Source organism: Sphingomonas sp. BK580 (assembly GCF_014194975.1).
In the GTDB taxonomy this organism is placed as follows: Bacteria; Pseudomonadota; Alphaproteobacteria; order Sphingomonadales; family Sphingomonadaceae; genus Sphingomonas.
The window spans coordinates 297,394-314,188 of record NZ_JACIAY010000001.1; the positions used below are offsets into that span (position 1 = coordinate 297,394).

At 67.9% G+C, this 16,795-nt stretch carries 24 protein-coding genes; 1 reads left to right on the forward strand and 23 read right to left on the reverse strand.

Annotated features, from left to right (window positions below; all coding sequences use genetic code 11):
* Positions 1 to 4: 4 nt before the first annotated feature.
* From rpsN to FHY05_RS01455, 22 genes are all read right to left on the reverse strand, one after another.
* On the reverse strand, positions 5 to 310 hold the full coding sequence (gene rpsN / locus FHY05_RS01350; RefSeq protein WP_183921109.1) for a 30S ribosomal protein S14: 306 nt from the start codon (positions 308 to 310) through the stop codon (positions 5 to 7).
* Between the two features lie 35 nt (positions 311 to 345).
* Positions 346 to 933, reverse strand: coding sequence for a 50S ribosomal protein L5 (rplE, locus tag FHY05_RS01355; protein ID WP_183942614.1), 588 nt, complete (start codon positions 931 to 933; stop codon positions 346 to 348).
* Positions 926 to 1,243: a 50S ribosomal protein L24 gene (gene rplX / locus FHY05_RS01360; RefSeq protein WP_132909144.1), complete on the reverse strand. Its 318-nt coding sequence runs from the start codon at positions 1,241 to 1,243 to the stop codon at positions 926 to 928. The genes rplE and rplX overlap by 8 nt, the downstream gene beginning before the upstream one ends.
* Positions 1,243 to 1,611 (reverse strand): 50S ribosomal protein L14, encoded by a 369-nt coding sequence (gene rplN / locus FHY05_RS01365; protein WP_022687056.1) that lies wholly within the window; start codon positions 1,609 to 1,611, stop codon positions 1,243 to 1,245. The genes rplX and rplN overlap by 1 nt, the downstream gene beginning before the upstream one ends.
* Positions 1,612 to 1,832: 221 nt before the next feature.
* The gene (gene rpsQ / locus FHY05_RS01370) at positions 1,833 to 2,105 is read right to left on the reverse strand and encodes a 30S ribosomal protein S17 (protein ID WP_132909143.1); all 273 of its coding nucleotides are present in this window, start codon (positions 2,103 to 2,105) and stop codon (positions 1,833 to 1,835) included.
* Between the two features lie 13 nt (positions 2,106 to 2,118).
* Positions 2,119 to 2,325 (reverse strand): 50S ribosomal protein L29, encoded by a 207-nt coding sequence (gene rpmC, locus FHY05_RS01375; RefSeq protein WP_183942615.1) that lies wholly within the window; start codon positions 2,323 to 2,325, stop codon positions 2,119 to 2,121.
* A 1-nt stretch (position 2,326) separates the two neighbouring features.
* Positions 2,327 to 2,761, reverse strand: a complete 435-nt coding sequence (gene rplP / locus FHY05_RS01380) for a 50S ribosomal protein L16 (RefSeq protein WP_022687059.1) — start codon at positions 2,759 to 2,761, stop codon at positions 2,327 to 2,329.
* Positions 2,762 to 2,772: 11 nt separating this feature from the next.
* Positions 2,773 to 3,480: a 30S ribosomal protein S3 gene (rpsC, locus tag FHY05_RS01385; RefSeq protein WP_183921113.1), complete on the reverse strand. Its 708-nt coding sequence runs from the start codon at positions 3,478 to 3,480 to the stop codon at positions 2,773 to 2,775.
* Entirely contained in the window at positions 3,480 to 3,857 is a 378-nt protein-coding gene (rplV, locus tag FHY05_RS01390; protein WP_132909140.1) for a 50S ribosomal protein L22, read from the reverse strand. Before rplV ends, rpsC begins: the two co-directional genes overlap by 1 nt.
* Positions 3,857 to 4,132: a 30S ribosomal protein S19 gene (gene rpsS, locus FHY05_RS01395; RefSeq protein ID WP_132909139.1), complete on the reverse strand. Its 276-nt coding sequence runs from the start codon at positions 4,130 to 4,132 to the stop codon at positions 3,857 to 3,859. Before rpsS ends, rplV begins: the two co-directional genes overlap by 1 nt.
* A complete protein-coding gene (rplB, locus tag FHY05_RS01400) occupies positions 4,132 to 4,965 on the reverse strand; it encodes a 50S ribosomal protein L2 (RefSeq protein ID WP_132909138.1) in 834 nt (277 codons plus the stop codon). The genes rpsS and rplB overlap by 1 nt, the downstream gene beginning before the upstream one ends.
* Before the next feature lies 1 nt (position 4,966).
* The gene (locus FHY05_RS01405; protein WP_132909137.1) at positions 4,967 to 5,281 is read right to left on the reverse strand and encodes a 50S ribosomal protein L23; all 315 of its coding nucleotides are present in this window, start codon (positions 5,279 to 5,281) and stop codon (positions 4,967 to 4,969) included.
* Positions 5,274 to 5,888 (reverse strand): 50S ribosomal protein L4, encoded by a 615-nt coding sequence (gene rplD, locus FHY05_RS01410; RefSeq protein ID WP_132909136.1) that lies wholly within the window; start codon positions 5,886 to 5,888, stop codon positions 5,274 to 5,276. Before rplD ends, FHY05_RS01405 begins: the two co-directional genes overlap by 8 nt.
* Positions 5,889 to 5,890: 2 nt before the next feature.
* Complete coding sequence (gene rplC / locus FHY05_RS01415; RefSeq protein WP_183942616.1) at positions 5,891 to 6,643, reverse strand: 50S ribosomal protein L3; 753 nt, start codon at positions 6,641 to 6,643, stop codon at positions 5,891 to 5,893.
* Between the two features lie 327 nt (positions 6,644 to 6,970).
* The gene (rpsJ, locus tag FHY05_RS01420; RefSeq protein ID WP_007406109.1) at positions 6,971 to 7,279 is read right to left on the reverse strand and encodes a 30S ribosomal protein S10; all 309 of its coding nucleotides are present in this window, start codon (positions 7,277 to 7,279) and stop codon (positions 6,971 to 6,973) included.
* A gap of 267 nt (positions 7,280 to 7,546) precedes the next feature.
* Positions 7,547 to 8,743: an elongation factor Tu gene (gene tuf / locus FHY05_RS01425; RefSeq protein WP_183942617.1), complete on the reverse strand. Its 1,197-nt coding sequence runs from the start codon at positions 8,741 to 8,743 to the stop codon at positions 7,547 to 7,549.
* 217 nt (positions 8,744 to 8,960) lie between these two features.
* Positions 8,961 to 11,054, reverse strand: coding sequence for an elongation factor G (fusA, locus tag FHY05_RS01430; protein WP_183942618.1), 2,094 nt, complete (start codon positions 11,052 to 11,054; stop codon positions 8,961 to 8,963).
* Positions 11,055 to 11,161: 107 nt separating this feature from the next.
* A complete protein-coding gene (gene rpsG / locus FHY05_RS01435) occupies positions 11,162 to 11,632 on the reverse strand; it encodes a 30S ribosomal protein S7 (protein WP_132909132.1) in 471 nt (156 codons plus the stop codon).
* 43 nt (positions 11,633 to 11,675) lie between these two features.
* On the reverse strand, positions 11,676 to 12,047 hold the full coding sequence (gene rpsL / locus FHY05_RS01440; RefSeq protein ID WP_029936467.1) for a 30S ribosomal protein S12: 372 nt from the start codon (positions 12,045 to 12,047) through the stop codon (positions 11,676 to 11,678).
* A 208-nt stretch (positions 12,048 to 12,255) separates the two neighbouring features.
* Positions 12,256 to 12,609, reverse strand: a complete 354-nt coding sequence (locus FHY05_RS01445; protein WP_183942619.1) for a DUF3140 domain-containing protein — start codon at positions 12,607 to 12,609, stop codon at positions 12,256 to 12,258.
* 44 nt (positions 12,610 to 12,653) lie between these two features.
* Positions 12,654 to 13,937 (reverse strand): amidohydrolase family protein, encoded by a 1,284-nt coding sequence (locus FHY05_RS01450; RefSeq protein WP_183942620.1) that lies wholly within the window; start codon positions 13,935 to 13,937, stop codon positions 12,654 to 12,656.
* A gap of 76 nt (positions 13,938 to 14,013) precedes the next feature.
* Positions 14,014 to 14,901, reverse strand: a complete 888-nt coding sequence (locus FHY05_RS01455; RefSeq protein ID WP_183942621.1) for a LysR family transcriptional regulator — start codon at positions 14,899 to 14,901, stop codon at positions 14,014 to 14,016.
* 137 nt (positions 14,902 to 15,038) lie between these two features.
* Here FHY05_RS01455 and wrbA point away from each other — a divergent pair, with 137 nt between their 5' ends.
* Positions 15,039 to 15,641 (forward strand): NAD(P)H:quinone oxidoreductase, encoded by a 603-nt coding sequence (gene wrbA / locus FHY05_RS01460; RefSeq protein ID WP_183942622.1) that lies wholly within the window; start codon positions 15,039 to 15,041, stop codon positions 15,639 to 15,641.
* A gap of 72 nt (positions 15,642 to 15,713) precedes the next feature.
* Here wrbA and FHY05_RS01465 read toward each other — a convergent pair whose 3' ends face one another.
* Complete coding sequence (locus tag FHY05_RS01465) at positions 15,714 to 16,742, reverse strand: LacI family DNA-binding transcriptional regulator (protein WP_183942623.1); 1,029 nt, start codon at positions 16,740 to 16,742, stop codon at positions 15,714 to 15,716.
* Positions 16,743 to 16,795: the final 53 nt, after the last annotated feature.

Here is a 16,795-nt window from a genome sequence, read left to right on the forward strand (position 1 = left end):
GTCCTTACCAGCTCGACTTGGTGAGACCCGGGATCAGGCCCTTGTTGGCCAGATCGCGCAGCATCACACGGGCAAGCCCGAACTTGCGGTAGTAAGCACGCGGACGCCCGGTCAGCGCGCAGCGGTTGCGGATCCGCGTCGGGTTGGCGTTGCGGGGCAGCTCGGCCATCTTCAGCCGCGCGATGAGACGCTCGGTCTCGTCGAGCGACTGGTCGTTCGCGGTTGCCTTCAGCTTCGCCAGCTTGGGCGCATATTGCGCCACCAGCTTCTTGCGACGCTCGTTCTTGTTCACGGAACTCAGTTTCGCCATGGACTTAAGCTCTCTTTATCAGACCACCGAGACGGTCATGCCGCCTTCTTCGCGTCGGTCGTTTCGTCCTCGATCGGGAACGGGAAGCCGAACAGACGGAGCAGCTCGCGCGCCTCGTCGTCGCTCTTCGCGGTCGTGGTCACGATCACGTCCATGCCGCGCACCTTGTCGATGCGGTCATAGTTGATCTCCGGGAACACGATCTGCTCCTTGATGCCGCAGGCGTAGTTGCCGCGGCCGTCGAAGCTCTTCGGGTTCAGCCCGCGGAAGTCGCGGACGCGCGGGAGCGCGATGGTGATGAAGCGGTCGAGGAACTCGTACATGCGCTCGCGGCGAAGGGTGACCTTCACGCCGATCGGCATGCCCTCGCGCAGCTTGAACTGCGCGATCGACTTCTTCGCCTTGGTGATGACCGGCTTCTGACCGGCGATCAGCTCCATCTCCGACGCGGCCTGGTCGACGCGCTTCTTGTCCTGGGTCGCCTCGCCGACGCCCATGTTGAGCACGATCTTCTCGATCCGCGGGATCTCGTTGACGTTCTTGTAGCCGAACTTCTCGGTCATCGCCGCGACGATGCGATCCTCGTAGATCGCCTTCATGCGGGGCTTGTAGGCGTCAGCCATCGATCTTCTCCCCGGTCTTCACCGCGACGCGGACCTTCTTGCCATCCTGCGTCTCGAAGCGGACGCGCGTCGGCTTGCCGTCGGCGGTGACGTGCGCCACCTTCGACACGTGCAGCGGCGCCTCGATCCGCTCGAGCCCGCCCTGCGGGTTCGCCTGGGTCGGCTTGCGGTGACGGGTGGCGACGTTGACGCCGCCGACGATCACCTTGCTATCCTTCGGCATCGACTGGGTGACCGTGCCGGTCTTGCCCTTGTCCTTGCCCGAGAGGACGATGACCTGATCGCCCTTCTTGATCTTCGCGGCGGCCATCACAGCACCTCCGGCGCGAGGCTGATGATCTTCATGTGCTTCTTGCCGCGCAGCTCGCGCACGACCGGGCCGAAGATACGGGTGCCGATCGGCTCCTCGTTCTTGTTGACCAGCACCGCGGCGTTGCCGTCGAACCGGATCACCGAGCCGTCGGCGCGGCGGATGTCCTTGGCGGTACGCACGATCACCGCGCGGTGAACGTCGCCCTTCTTCACGCGGCCGCGCGGCTGCGCTTCCTTGACGCTGACGACGATGATGTCGCCGACGCCGGCCGTGCGGCGCTTGGACCCGCCAAGCACCTTGATGCACTGCACCCGCTTCGCGCCGCTGTTGTCAGCGACGTCGAGATTGGACTGCATCTGGATCATCGATCCGCTTCCTTCTCGCCTTGGGGTGGATACCGACCCAGCCCCGCCTAAAAAAACGACCCCCGGCAGGCGCATGGCCGTACCGAGGGGAGCGGCCGGTTAGCCGCTCCGCGGGCGAAAGGCAAGTGCCCTGCCCCCACGTCTTCCCGCCAAGCTCGGCTGGTCTCCGCGGCCAGGCCGCGGACCCTTCCCGAAACGCCGGCGGGCGCGCTCAGCGACGCTTACGCGTCGACGTCGACCCGCTCGGGCGCGACATGCGTGTTCACGCGGTCGACGACCTTCCAGGTCTTCAGCTTGGAGATCGGCGCGGTCTCTTCGATGCGCACGGTCTCGCCCTGCTTGTACTCGTTCGCCTCGTCATGGGCGTGGTACTTCTTCGAGCGGCGGATGATCTTGCCGTAGAGCGGGTGCTTCACCTTGCGCTCCACGTTGACGATCACCGTCTTCTCGCCCTTGTCGGAGACGATCACTCCGGTCAGCACGCGCTTCGGCATGTGCGTCGTCCTCTTACTTGGCCGCAGCCGCAGCGGTGCGCTGCGCCTGCAGGGTCTTGATGCGGGCGATGTCCTTGCGGACCTCGCGCACGCGGCTCGGCTTCTCGAGCTGGCTGGTCGCCGCCTGGAAGCGGAGATTGAACTGCTCGCGCTTCAGGTTGCCCAGGCTCTCGGCGAGCTGGTCGTCGCTCTGGCCGGTGAAGTCAGTGGTATTTGCCATCTTACTCGCCTCCCAGGTGCGAGGTGTCGCCGAGGCGCGCCACGACCTTGGTCTTGATCGGCAGCTTCATCGCGGCGCGCTCGAACGCCTCCGCGGCGAGCGGCCCCTCGACGCCGTCGAGCTCGAACAGGATCCGGCCCGGCTTGACGCGCGCGGCCCAGAATTCGGGCGAACCCTTGCCCGAGCCCATGCGGACCTCGGCGGGCTTGCTCGACACCGGCACGTCCGGGAACACGCGGATCCACAGACGCCCCTGGCGCTTGATGTGACGCGTGATCGCGCGGCGGGCCGCCTCGATCTGACGCGCGGTGATACGATCCGGCTCCATCGCCTTGAGGCCATAGGAGCCGAAGTTCAGCGAGGTGCCGCCCTTGGCGTCGCCGTGGATACGGCCCTTGAACGCCTTGCGGAACTTGGTGCGCTTCGGTTGCAGCATTGCCTTATTCCTTAGCGGCGGTCATCGCGCGCGGGGCGCACGCCGGAGGTCTGGGCCTCCATCATGAGGCGATCGGTCGCCATCGGGTCGTGCCCGAGGATCTCGCCCTTGAACACCCACACCTTGACCCCGCAGACGCCATAGGCGGTGTGCGCCTCGGCCTCGGCATAGTCGATGTTGGCGCGCAGCGTGTGCAGCGGCACCCGGCCCTCGCGATAGCTCTCGGAGCGCGCGATCTCGGCGCCGCCGAGGCGGCCGCCGCAATAGACCTTGATGCCGTCCGCACCGAGGCGCATCGCCGACTGCACCGCGCGCTTCATCGCGCGACGGAAGGCGATACGACGCTCGAGCTGGTCCGCGATGCCCTGCGCGACGAGCTTGGCGTCGACCTCGGGCTTGCGGATCTCGACGATGTTCAGCGACACGTCCGAGCTGGTCATCGCGCCGAGCGTCTTGCGCAGCTTCTCGATGTCCGAGCCCTTCTTGCCGATGATCACGCCCGGGCGCGCGGCGAAGACGGAGATGCGGCACAGCTTGGCGGGACGATCGATCACCACCTTCGAGATCGCCGCCTGCGGCAGCGTCTTGATGATGTACTGGCGGATCTTGAGATCCTCCAGCAGCAGGCGACGGTAATCGTCGCCCTCGGCGTACCAGCGGCTGTCCCAGGTGCGGTTGATCTGCAGGCGCAGACCGATGGGATTGCTCTTGTGACCCATTAGGCTTCTTCCTGCTCGCGCACGACGATCCGCAGCCGCGAGAACGGCTTGAGGATGCGGGTGGACTTGCCGCGGCCGCGCGTGGCGAACCGCTTCATGGTGATCGACTTGCCGACCGACGCCTCGGCGACGACGAGCGCGTCGACGTCGAGGTTGTGGTTGTTCTCGGCGTTGGCGATGGCCGAGGCCAGCACCTTGCGCGCGTCGACCGCCATCGACTTCTTGGAGAAGGCGAGGATGTTCATCGCGTCGGCCGCCGAGCGGCCGCGGATGAGCGCCGCCACCAGGCCCAGCTTCTGCGCCGAGCCGCGGATCTGCGTGCCGACCGAGAGGGCTTCCTTCTCGCCGACCTTGCGGGGGGATGCAGGCTTGCTCATCAGCGCTTGCCCTTCTTGTCAGCCGCGTGACCCGGGAAGAACCGGGTGGGCGCGAACTCGCCGAGCTTCATGCCGACCATGTCCTCGTTGACCGAGACGGGCACGAACTTGCGGCCGTTGTAGACCGAGAACGTCAGACCGACGAACTGCGGCAGGATGGTGGAGCGGCGCGACCACGTCTTGATCGGCGCGCGCCCACCGGCGTCCTGCGCGGCCTCGGCCTTCTTGAGCAGGCTCAGTTCGACGAACGGGCCCTTCCAAACAGAGCGAGCCATTACTTCTTCCTCGCGTGGCGGCTACGGATGATCATCTTGTCCGTAGACTTGTTGTGGCGGGTGCGCGCACCCTTGGTCGGCTTGCCCCACGGCGTGACCGGGTGACGGCCGCCCGAGGTCCGGCCCTCACCACCGCCGTGCGGGTGGTCGACCGGGTTCTTGGCCACGCCGCGCGTCAGCGGGCGCTTGCCCATCCAGCGCGAGCGGCCAGCCTTGCCGAGGTTCTGGTTCTGGTTGTCGGGGTTCGACACCGCACCGATCGTCGCCATGCACTCGCCGTGGATGTAGCGCTGCTCGCCCGAGTTGAGGCGGACGATGACCATGCCGCGGTCGCGGCCGACGACCTGCACATAGGTGCCGGCCGAGCGCGCGATCTGACCGCCCTTGCCCGGCTTCATCTCCACGTTGTGGACGATCGTGCCGACCGGGATCTGGCCCAGCTCCATGGCGTTGCCCGGCTTCACGTCGGTCTTCTTGCCCGCGATCACCTTGTCGCCCGGCGCGAGCCGCTGCGGCGCGATGATATAGGCCAGCTCCTCGTCGGGGTACTTGACCAGCGCGATGAAGGCGGTGCGGTTCGGGTCATACTCGAGCCGCTCGACGGTGCCCTCGACGTCCCACTTGCGCCGCTTGAAGTCGACGTAGCGGTAGCGCTGCTTGTGACCGCCCGCGATACCGCGCGAGGTCACATGGCCCTTGTTGTTGCGGCCGCCGGTCTTGCGCTTGCCCTCGGTCAGCGCCTTGACGGGCTTGCCCTTGTACAGCGACGACTTGTCGACGAGGACGAGGCCGCGCTGCGCCGGCGACGTCGGGTTATAATGCTTGAGCGCCATCTTACTTGGCCCCCTCGGTGACGTCGATCGACTGGCCCTCGCGGAGCGTGACGATCGCCTTCTTGACATCGGAGCGACGGTAGGGCGCACCCTTCCAGCGCTTGGTCTTGCCCTTCTGGACGATCGTGTTCACGCCCGTGACGCTGACGCCGAAGAGCGCCTCGACGGCCGCCTTGATCTGGGGCTTGGTCGCCTTGTTGGCGACCTTGAAGACCACCGCGTTCTGCTCGGAGAGCAGGGTCGCCTTCTCGGTGATGTGCGGCGCGACAATCACGTCATAGTGACGGTTGTCGATCGCCTCTGCCGGCTTAGCCATTGAAGCGCGCCTCCAGCTTCTCGACCGCCGCGCGCGTCAGCACCAGCGTGTCTGCCTTGATGATGTCGTAGACGTTCGCGCCGACCGCCGGGAGCAGGTCCACGCCCGGCAGGTTGCGACCGGCGCGGAAGCTCTCGCCCGCCTCGCCGTCGATCACCAGCGTGCGCTTGCCCGTGGTGAGCGTGGCGAAGTGGCCCTTGAGCTCCTTCGTCTTCTGCACCTCGAACGCGTCGAGCACGATCAGCGAGCCGGCCTTGGCATGGCTGCTGAGCGCCATCTTGAGGCCGAGCGCGCGAATCTTCTTGTTGAGCCCGGGGTTGAAATCGCGGACGCGGGCGCCGTGCGCCTTGCCGCCGCCGATGAACACCGGGGCGCGACGATCGCCGTGACGCGCCACACCGCCGCCCTTCTGACGACCGAGCTTCTTGCCCGAGCGGGCGACGTCGGCGCGCTCGCGCGTGCCGCGCGCGGTGGCGCGACGCTTCTCGAGCTGCCAGGTCACGACGCGGTGCAGGATGTCGGCACGCGGATCGAGGCCGAAAACCTCGTCGTTGAGCTCGATGTCCGCTGCGTCGGTGCCGGCGAAGGAGGAAACCTTGACCTTCACGTTCAGCCCTCCTGGCCGTCGGTCGCGGGGGCATCGGCCGACGTGTCGGCCGGCGTGTTCGCCGCGCTGTTGTTGTTGGTCGCCGACTTGATCGACGCCGGGTACGGCGCGCTCTCGTGGCGGTCCTGCTTGACCGCGTCCTTGACGAACAGCCAGCCACCCTTCGAGCCGGGCACCGAGCCCTTCACGAAGATGAGGCCGCGCTCGACGTCGGTGCCGACGATCTCGAGGTTCTGCTGGGTGCGGTTCTTGTCACCCATGTGGCCCGCCATCTTCTTGTTCTTGAAGACGCGGCCGGGATCCTGGCGATTACCGGTCGAACCGTGCGAGCGGTGCGACACCGACACGCCGTGGGTCGCGCGCAGACCGCCGAAGTTCCAGCGCTTCATCGCGCCGGCGAAGCCCTTGCCCTGGGTGCGGCCCTGGATGTCGACCAGCTGGCCGGCGACATAATGGTCCGCGGCGAGCTCGGCGCCGACGTCGAGGAGATTCTCCTCCGTCACGCGGAACTCGTGCACCACCGCCTTGGGCTCCACCTCGGCCTTGCCGAAGTGGCCGCGCTGCGGCTTGGCGACATTCTTGCTCTTGGCGACACCTGCGCCGAGCTGGACGGCGGTGTAGCCGTCCCGGTCCTTCTCGCGACGGGCGACGACCTGAAGCGCCTCGATCTGCAGGACGGTGACCGGCACGTGGCGGCCGTCGTCCTGGAACAGGCGGGTCATCCCCATTTTCTTCGCGATCACGCCAGTACGCATGATCCCTAGCTCCTTGACAGAGGCACCGCGAGGCCCATCCCCACGGTGCGTGTGATCCGTGCCTGGCGGCGCGGATCGGTCAGCCCGGAATGTGCGAAGCGTGCCCCCGTCCCGGGCTGGGCGCTTCCCCGAGGGGAAACAGACGGGAGACGCTGGCCCGGCCACCCGAGAGCGGCCGGCGGTATCTCTGTCCTGTCGTCATGCCGGCGGCTGCCGGCACCTTCTGGCGAGGGATGGTCGCGAACGCGCCGCCCTCTCCGCAAAGATCCCGGCCTGGGCCGGGATGACGCGGGAAGGATGACTCACCTCCCGCGAGAAGAGGCGCGCTTACGCGAGCTTGATCTCGACGTCAACACCGGCCGCGAGGTCGAGCTTCATCAGCGCGTCCACCGTCTGCGGGGTCGGCTGGACGATGTCGAGCATGCGCTTGTAGGTGCGGACCTCGAACTGCTCGCGCGACTTCTTGTCGATGTGCGGACCACGGTTGACCGTGAACTTCTCGATGCGCGTCGGCAGCGGGATAGGGCCACGGATGAGTGCGCCGGTGCGGCGCGCGGTGTCGGCGATGTCGCCGGTCGCCTGATCGAGCACGCGATGATCGAACGCCTTGAGGCGAATGCGGATGTTGCTGTCCATGATCCCTACCAATGCGAAAGAGCGGGGCACTTCCTCTCCCGTCACTCCGGCCGAGACCGAAGCCCTGCTACGCTAGCGCTGACGCTGCCACCACAAGACCCCGGCCGAGACCGGGCTGACGGGACGAGAGCACCTCTTGCTGTTCTCGAACCCAAAGCGAAGGCGCGGCCATAACCGCGCTCCCATAAAAAGGCAACCGCCCGACGCACCATTCGGCGCATCGGGCGGAACCTTTCGTGACGGGCCGGTGAACCGGCCCGGTACGACTTACTTGGAGATGGCGCTCACCACGCCCGCACCCACGGTGCGGCCACCCTCGCGGATGGTGAAGCGCTGGCCGACGTCCATCGCGATCGGCGCGATCAGCTTGATGCCGAGCGCGACGTTGTCGCCCGGCATGACCATCTCGGTGCCCTCGGGCAGCTCGACGGTGCCGGTCACGTCCGTGGTGCGGAAGTAGAACTGCGGACGGTAGTTGGCGAAGAACGGCGTGTGACGGCCACCCTCGTCCTTCGACAGCACGTACACCTCCGACGAGAAGTCGGTGTGCGGCTTGATCGAGCCCGGCTTGCAGAGCACCTGACCACGCTCGACCTCGTCGCGGGCGACGCCGCGGATCAGCGCGCCGACGTTGTCGCCGGCCTGGCCCTGGTCGAGCAGCTTGCGGAACATCTCGACGCCGGTGACCGTGGTCTTGCGGACGGTCGGGTGGATGCCGACGATCTCGACTTCCTCACCGACCTTGATCACGCCCGTCTCGACGCGGCCGGTCACGACGGTGCCGCGACCCGAGATCGAGAACACGTCCTCGATCGGCATCATGAACGGCTTGTCGAGCGGACGCTCCGGCTGCGGGATGTACTCGTCGACCGCCTTCATCAGCTCCATCACCGCGTCCGGCCCGAGCTTCTGGTTCGAACCCGACAGCGCGCAGGTCGCCGAGCCCTTGATGATCGGAATGTCGTCGCCCGGGAACTCGTACGAGCTCAGCAGCTCGCGGACTTCCAGCTCGACGAGCTCGAGGATCTCCTCGTCGTCGACCAGGTCGACCTTGTTCATGAACACGACCATCGCCGGCACGCCGACCTGGCGCGCGAGCAGGATGTGCTCGCGGGTCTGCGGCATCGGGCCGTCGGTGGCGGACACGACCAGGATCGCGCCGTCCATCTGGGCCGCACCGGTGATCATGTTCTTGACGTAGTCGGCGTGCCCCGGGCAGTCGACGTGCGCGTAGTGGCGGTTGGCGGTCTCATACTCGACGTGCGCGGTCGAGATGGTGATGCCGCGCTCACGCTCTTCCGGCGCCTTGTCGATGTTGGCGAAGTCGACCGCCGCGTTGCCCGCGACGTTCTCCGCCAGCACCTTGGTGATGGCCGCGGTCAGCGAGGTCTTGCCATGGTCGACGTGACCGATGGTGCCGATGTTCAGGTGCGGCTTGTTCCGCTCAAACTTAGCCTTAGCCATTGTTTCCCTACCTTCTGATTTCCACTGGAGCCGCACTCAGGACTCGCCGTGAAGGCGGCCCCATAGCGGCTCAATTCGCGTTGCGCAAATCCCAGCCGTTTTCCGTCGGGGACGACGCGCGCGTGAATCGCGCGTCGGACGGGTTCGGCTGGCGCCGACCCGCCGGCCGGCCCCTCGGCGAGGAGGGCCAAGTCACCTTGCCCCTCCCGCCTCCGGCTTAGGCCAGCTTCGCCTTGACCTCGTCGGCGACGTTCTGCGGCACCTCGTCATAGTGCGAGAACTGCATCGAGTAGCTCGCGCGGCCCTGGGTGAAGGAACGCAGCGAGTTCACGTAGCCGAACATGTTCGCCAGCGGCACCATCGCGGTCACCGCCTGCGCGTTGCCGCGCGTGTCGGTGCCCTGGATCTGACCACGGCGCGAGTTCATGTCGCCGATCACGTCGCCCAGATAATCCTCCGGGGTGACAACCTCGACCTTCATGACCGGCTCGAGCAGCGTGATGCCCGACTTCTGCGCCGCCTCGCGCATCGCGCCGCGCGCGGTGATCTCGAACGCCAGCGCCGACGAGTCGACGTCGTGGTACGCGCCGTCGTACAGCGTGATCTCGAAGTCGATGATCGGGAAGCCGACCAGCGAGCCGGTCGCCGCGGTCTCGCGGAAGCCCTTCTCGATCGCGGGGATATATTCCTTTGGAATGTTACCGCCCTTGACCTCGTCCTTGAAGATGATGCCCGCGCCGCGCTCGCCCGGCGTCAGCTTCACCTTCACGCGACCGAACTGGCCGGTGCCGCCCGACTGCTTCTTGTGCGTGTAGTCGATGTCGACCGGCTTCTTGAGATACTCGCGATACGCCACCTGCGGCGCGCCGACATTGGCCTCGACCTTGAACTCGCGCTTCATGCGGTCGACCAGAATCTCGAGGTGGAGCTCGCCCATCCCCTTGATGATGGTCTGGCCCGACTCGTGATCGGTCGACACGCGGAACGAGGGATCCTCGGCGGCCAGGCGGTTGAGCGCGACGCCCATCTTCTCCTGGTCGGCCTTGGTCTTCGGCTCCACCGACAGCTCGATCACCGGCTCCGGGAACTCCATGCGCTCCAGGATGATCGGGTTGGCCGGGTCGCACAAGGTATCGCCCGTGGTGGTCTCCTTGAGGCCCGCCAGCGCGACGATATCGCCCGCGCGCGCTTCCTCGATGTCCTCACGCGAGTTCGCGTGCATCAGGAGCATGCGGCCGATCTTCTCCTTCTTGTCCTTCACCGAGTTCAGGTAGCTGCCCTTGGTGAGGACGCCCGAGTAGATGCGGGCGAAGGTGAGCGAGCCGACGAACGGGTCGTTCATGATCTTGAACGCCAGCGCCGAGAACGGCGCGGTGTCCGACGACGGGCGCTCGTCCGGCGTCTCGCCGTCGAGCTTGACGCCCTTGATCGCCGGCACGTCGAGCGGGCTCGGCAGATAGTCGACCACCGCGTCGAGCAGCGGCTGGACGCCCTTGTTCTTGAACGCCGAGCCGCACACCACGGGCACGAAGGCCATGTTGAGCGTGCCCTTGCGGATCAGCTTCTTGAGCGTGGCGGCGTCGGGCTCGTTGCCCTCCAGATACGCCTCCATCGCGTCGTCGTCCTGCTCGACCGCGAGCTCGATCAGGTCGTTGCGGTACTTCGCCGCCTTCTCGACCATGTCGTCCGGGATCGGCTGATACTCGAACTTCGCGCCGAGCGACTCCTCGAGCCAGATGATCGCGCGGTTCTCGACCAGGTCGACGAGGCCCTTGAAGCCGCCCTCGATGCCGATCGGGAGGTACAGCACCGCCGGCTTCGCGCCGAGGCGGTCGATGATCGACTGGACGCAGAAGTAGAAGTCCGCGCCGGTGCGGTCGAGCTTGTTGACGAAGCACATCCGCGGCACGCCGTACTTGTCGGCCTGGCGCCACACCGTCTCGGACTGCGGCTCCACGCCGGCGACGCCGTCGAAGCACGCGACCGCGCCGTCGAGCACGCGCAGCGAGCGCTCCACCTCGATGGTGAAGTCGACGTGGCCGGGCGTGTCGATGATGTTGATCAGATGCTCGGGGCCCTTGCCCTCCTCGGCCTTCCACTTGCAGGTGGTGGCGGCCGACGTGATCGTGATCCCGCGCTCCTGCTCCTGCTCCATCCAGTCCATCGTCGCGGTGCCCTCATGGACCTCGCCAATCTTGTAGGACTTGCCGGTGTAATAGAGGATGCGCTCGGTCGTGGTGGTCTTGCCGGCGTCGATGTGCGCCATGATGCCGATGTTGCGGTAGAGTTCGAGCGGATGGCTGCGGGCCATGATCGGGCTTCCTTAGCGATGTGGGGAGCGCAGCGTACCGCCGGCTCCCCACGATATAGGTCAGTTCTGAGACGCTTCCAAGACAGGCCGCGTCCGCACCGCCAGTGTTACCAGCGGTAGTGCGAGAAGGCGCGGTTGGCCTCGGCCATGCGGTGCGTGTCCTCGCGCTTCTTCACCGCGTTGCCGCGGTTGTTCGAGGCGTCGAGCAGCTCGCCCGAGAGGCGCGCCGACATCGTGTTCTCGCTGCGGCCGCGCGCCGCGGTGATCAGCCAGCGGATCGCCAGCGCCTGCGCGCGCTCGGGACGGACCTCGACCGGGACCTGGTAGGTCGCACCGCCGACGCGGCGGCTGCGGACCTCGATACCCGGCTTGATGTTGTTCAGCGCGTCGTGGAACACGCCGATCGGCTCGCGCTTGGCGCGGGTCTCGACGGTGGTGAGCGCCGAATAGACGATGCCCTCGGCGACCGACTTCTTACCGTCGAGCATGACCGAGTTCATGAACTTGGAGAGAACCTCATCCCCGTACACGGGATCAGGCAGGATTTCCCGCTTCTCGGGACGACGACGACGCGCCATGTGATGTTACCTTTCAATCAGCTGGTGAGAATACGGGAGCGGCTTACTTCGGCCGCTTCGCACCGTACTTCGAGCGCGACTGGCGGCGGTCCTTGACGCCCTGCGTGTCGAGCACGCCGCGCAGCACGTGGTAGCGCACGCCCGGAAGGTCGCGCACACGGCCGCCGCGGATCAGCACCACCGAGTGCTCCTGCAGGTTGTGGCCCTCGCCCGGGATGTAGCTGATGACCTCGCGCTGGTTGGTCAGGCGGACCTTGGCCACCTTGCGCAGCGCCGAGTTCGGCTTCTTCGGGGTCGTGGTATAGACACGGGTGCAGACGCCGCGCTTCTGCGGGTTCTGCTCCATCGCAGGGACCTTGGACTTGGCCTTCTGCGGCTCGCGGCCCTTGCGGACCAGCTGGTTGATCGTCGGCATGAAGCCTTCACCTTATCTGGAGGTTACTTTGCTGGAGCCCTGACAAGACTTGGAATACGAAAAGGACCGTGCGGCAGCCGATGACGGCGGCCTCAGGCCCTTGATGCATCCAGCAATGTTCAAGCTTGCCGGGCGGAAGTCGCCTTCCACCCGAACGGAGGCGCCTATACGCGCGCCGGGCGCCCGGGTCAATCGCCCGCCGCGCCGCTCACTTGAGCGGGTCGTGCCCCCAGTTCATCAACGAGTAGCGCCAGTCGGAATGATCCTTGTCCTTCGCCGGCCCGCCCTGGGCGAGGTGGCGATGAACGTAGCCCACCACCTTCTTCATGTGGGCGTAATCGTCGTCGGTGAGGTCCGCCTTCCTGGTCCGCTTCAGCTCGACGATGCGGCGGCCGGAGCGATGCCCGACACTCTCGCCGTCACCCTTGCCGTCCTCACCCTTCCAGCCGACGCGCTTGCTGTCGTCGCTGTCGAGGAAGTGCTCCAGCTCGGCCGGGGTCATGTTGACCGCCTCGCTGAAATCCCTGGCAATCTGGTCGTGATCGTCGTGCCGCTCAGCCATGTCGCTCTCCTCGCGCGATGAAAGCGCGAGGAGAGCGAAGGGTTTCACCTTACCTCGACGCCGCCCTTCACCACTGCCACCGGGTGTTCCAGCACGGAGACGTCGCGCAGCGGGTCACCGCGCACCGCGACGAGGTCGCCGTAACGCCCGACCGCGATCGCACCCACGTCGCCCTCGCGCCCGAGCGCGCGCGTGGCGCTGGTGGTGGCGGCGCGGATCGCGTCGAGCGGGGTCATGCCCCATTGCACCATCTTGGCGAACTGCTTGGCGTTGTCGCCGTGCGGATAGACCCCGGCGTCGGTGCCGAAGGTCATCGCCACGCCCATGCGGAAGGCGCGCTGGAAGGTCTGGCGCTGCTTGAGACCGATCACCCGCTCCTTGTCGAGGCTCTCCTGCTCGGTGCCGTTCTTGGTGCCGGTGGCGAGGATATAGTCGTCGTTGTAGATATCCATGTCGAACCAGGTCTTGTGCTCGATCGCGAGCTTCATCGCCTCGTCGGAGGCGAGGCTGACATGCTCGATCGTGTCGATGCCGGCGCGGATCGCTGCCTTGATCCCCTCGTCGCCGTGCGCGTGCGCCGCCACCTTGAGGTGGAGCATGTGCGCCTCGTCCGCGATCGCACGCATCTCCTCCTCGCTGAGCTGCTGCCCGCCGACCGAGTCGCCCAGCGAGAAAACGCCGCCGGTGGCGCAGATCTTGATCACCTCGGCGCCATATTTGTGCAGCCATCTCACCTTGGCGCGCGCCTCCTCGGGCGAGTTGACCACCGAGGGCAGCTTCTTGTCGTAGGAGGGCGGCAGCGCATTGTCGTCGCAATGCCCACCGGTCGCACCGATGGCGTAGCCCGCGGGCACGATGCGCGGCCCGATCACCCAGCCGCCGTCGATCGCCTCCTTGAGCCCGATGTCCTGGAAGTCGCCCGCGCCGACGTTGCGCACGGTGGTGAAGCCGGCGCGCAGCGTCTTGGCGGCGTTGGCGACGCTCACCGCACCCCAGAAGCTGTCGGTGTATTTGAGCGTCTGATAGCCGCCGATCTCGGCCAGGCTGGTGAGATGGACGTGCATGTCGATCAGCCCGGGCACGAGCGTGACGTCGCCGAGATCGACCCGGCGCGCGCCGGCGGGAATGGCGGGCCGGCTCGCCCCCCCTGCGGCGACCGCGGCGATGCGGCCGTCGGTGACGACGATCACCGGGTCGCTCACGACGGCGCCCTTGTCGACGTCGAGCATGCGCGCCGCGGTGACGACCACGCTCTCCGCGCTCGCCGGCGCCGCGCCGGCGAGCGCGACGAAGGCCGCGGCGACCCGCGGCAGGACGGTCAGTCTCATAAGTGGTTCCCCTTCTTTTCCGGCACGATGGCTGAGTTGCGGCGGGGAAGGAAGAGGGCTGCGGCTGGTCGCGCCGTCAGTCCCGCAGCCGCTCGCTGAGGAAGGCGATCAGCGCCTCGACTCGCGCCGGCCGCAGCGCGCTGGGCGGGGTGAGCAGGTGCAGCCCGATCGGCGCCGGCGCCCAGTCCGGCATGATCTCCACGACCCGCCCCGCAGCGATCCCGGCGCCGACGATGAAGCCCGGCAGTCGCGCGATCCCGAGCCCCGCCTCGAGCGCGGGCACCAGCGCGTCGCCACTGTTCGCCGCGAGCGGTCCCTGCGCCTTGACTGACACCTCGGCACCGTCACGCGAGCGGAAGCGCCACGGGCCGGTCAGGTTGGTATAGCCCAGCAGCCGATGCTCGCCGAGCTGCGACGGGTGAGTCGGCGTACCGTGCGCCGCGAGATAGGCGGGCGCGGCGACGACATGCGCGGTGATCGTGCACAGCCGCCGCGCGCGGAGCGAGCTGTCGGGCAGGTCGGCGATCCGCAGCGCCACGTCGAACCCCTCGGCGACGATGTCGACGCGCGAGTCGGCGAGGTGGAGCTCGATCTCGATCGCGGGATGCGCGGCGAGGAAGTCGGCGACGACGGGGGCAACGTGCTTGAGCCCGAAGCTCATCGGCGCGGCCAGCCGCACGCGTCCGGCCGGCGCGAGCGCGCCGTCGCGCGCCGCCTCCTCGGCGGCATGCGCCTCGGCGACGATGCGCGCGGCGTGCTCGGCGAGCGGGCGCCCCGCCTCGGTCAGCGCGAGCCGGCGCGAGGTGCGATGGAACAGAGACACCTGCAGCTGCGCTTCCAGCCGCGACACGCCCTTGGAGACCGTCGCCTTGCTCAGCCCGATCGCGTCCGCCGCCGCGCTGAACGAGCGATGCTCGGCCACCGCCGCGAAGATTGCCCAGGCCTCGAGATCGGGGAGCCGCATCGTCGCTCCGGCGTAGAGGCCGAAACGATCCGTTTCAATCGTGCCCGTTCCGCCGGCGCCGGCGCTTACCTAGGTTGATCACACCCGATCGCGTCGCCGGCGCGTCCCCTGCCCTACCCTCCACCGGAGCCACTGACATGACCAAGGTCCTCGTCCTGTACTACTCGTCCTACGGCCATATCGAGAAGATGGCCGACGCGGTCGCGGAGGGCGCGCGCGCCGGCGGCGCCGAAGTCGACATCCGCCGCGTGGCGGAGACCGCCCCTGCCGAGATCGTCGCCGCGGCCGGCTTCAAGACCGACACCGCGCATCCCGAGATCGAGGGCCCCGACGCGCTCGCCGGCTATGACGCCATCGTCGTCGGCGCGCCGACGCGCTACGGCCGCATGCCGAGCCAGATGGCGGCTTTCTGGGACACCACCGGCGGCCTGTGGATGAAGGGCGCGCTGGTCGGCAAGGTCGGCGGCGCCTTCACCTCGACCGCGAGCCAGCACGGCGGACAGGAGACCACGCTCTTCTCGATCATCACCAACCTGCTCCACCACGGCATGACGATCGTCGGGCTCGACTACGGCTACCAGGGCCAGATGGGCGTCAAGGAAGTGCACGGCGGGACGCCCTACGGCGCCTCGACGCTCGCCGACGGCGACGGCAGCCGCCAGCCGAGCCAGGTCGATCTCGACGGCGCGCGCTACCAGGGCAAGCGCATCGCCGAGACCGCGGCCAAGCTGAAGCGTTGAACCCCTCCCCCGTCTCGGAGCGGCCGCGACAGTGCCGCTCCGGGGCGGAGCATCGCCTGGCGCACGCTCATCTCAGCCCGCGGTCGACTCGCGCTCGATCAGCTCATAGTCGACCAGCTCGTCCTCGGCCTCGGCCAGCTCGCCGCGGCGGCCCGCGCGGATCAGCATCTCGGCGGCGCGATAGGCCATCTGCTGGATCGGCTGGCGCACGGTCGTCAGCGCGGGCGAGATCAGCGACGCCATCGTCGTGTCGTCGAACCCGGTCACCGCCAGGTCGCGCGGCAGCCGCAGCCCGCGGCGATGCGCCTCGCCGATCACCCCCGCGGCCATGTCGTCGTTGCTGCACATGATCGCGCTCGGACGATCGGCGGGCGACAGCAGCGCCGAGCCGGCGGCGATGCCCGACTCATGGTCGAAGCGCCCCTCGAACAGCAGCCGCGCATCGGCGGCGATCCCCGCCGCGGCGAGCGCGTCGTGATAGCCATGGATCCGGTCGGCGCTGTCGGAATGATTGGGCGGCCCCGACACCAGTGCGATGCGGCGATGGCCGCGCTCGATCAGCCGCCGTGTCAGCGCGCGCATCGCCGCGCGATTGTCGATCCTGACGGTGGCAGTACCCGGTAACGTCGCGCCGGTCGCGATCGCCGCGGCGGGCACGCCGAGCGCATCCACGACGCCCGCCTCGCTCAACAGCTCGGCGAAGGGCGGGATCAGCAGCAGCGCGTCCGCCCCGCCGCGCACCAGCGCGCGCGCCGCCGCCTCCGCCGCCTCGTGGGTGAGCCGCTGCTCCTCGCGCAGAAGCAGCTGCAACCCGTGCGCGTTGGTGGCGCGCAGCGAGCCGGTGAGAATCGCGTCGAGGAAGGGCGTGCGCGCGCCGCTGTAGATCAGCCCCACCGTGGTGGCACGCGCGCGCGCGAGCAGGCGCGCGCTGACGTTCGGGACATAGCCCAGTTCGTCGATCGCGGCGCGCACCGCCGCGACCGTCGCCGGAGCGGCGCGGCCGGCGCCGTTGATGACGTTCGAGACCGTCATCGGCGAGACGCCGGCGCGCGCCGCGACCGCGCGCATGGTGACCCCGCGCTCGCCGCGCCGCTCGCTCATCGCGCGCGGCCGGTCACGGGCGGGCGCCGCATCGGCTCAGCCGCCGAGCGCGG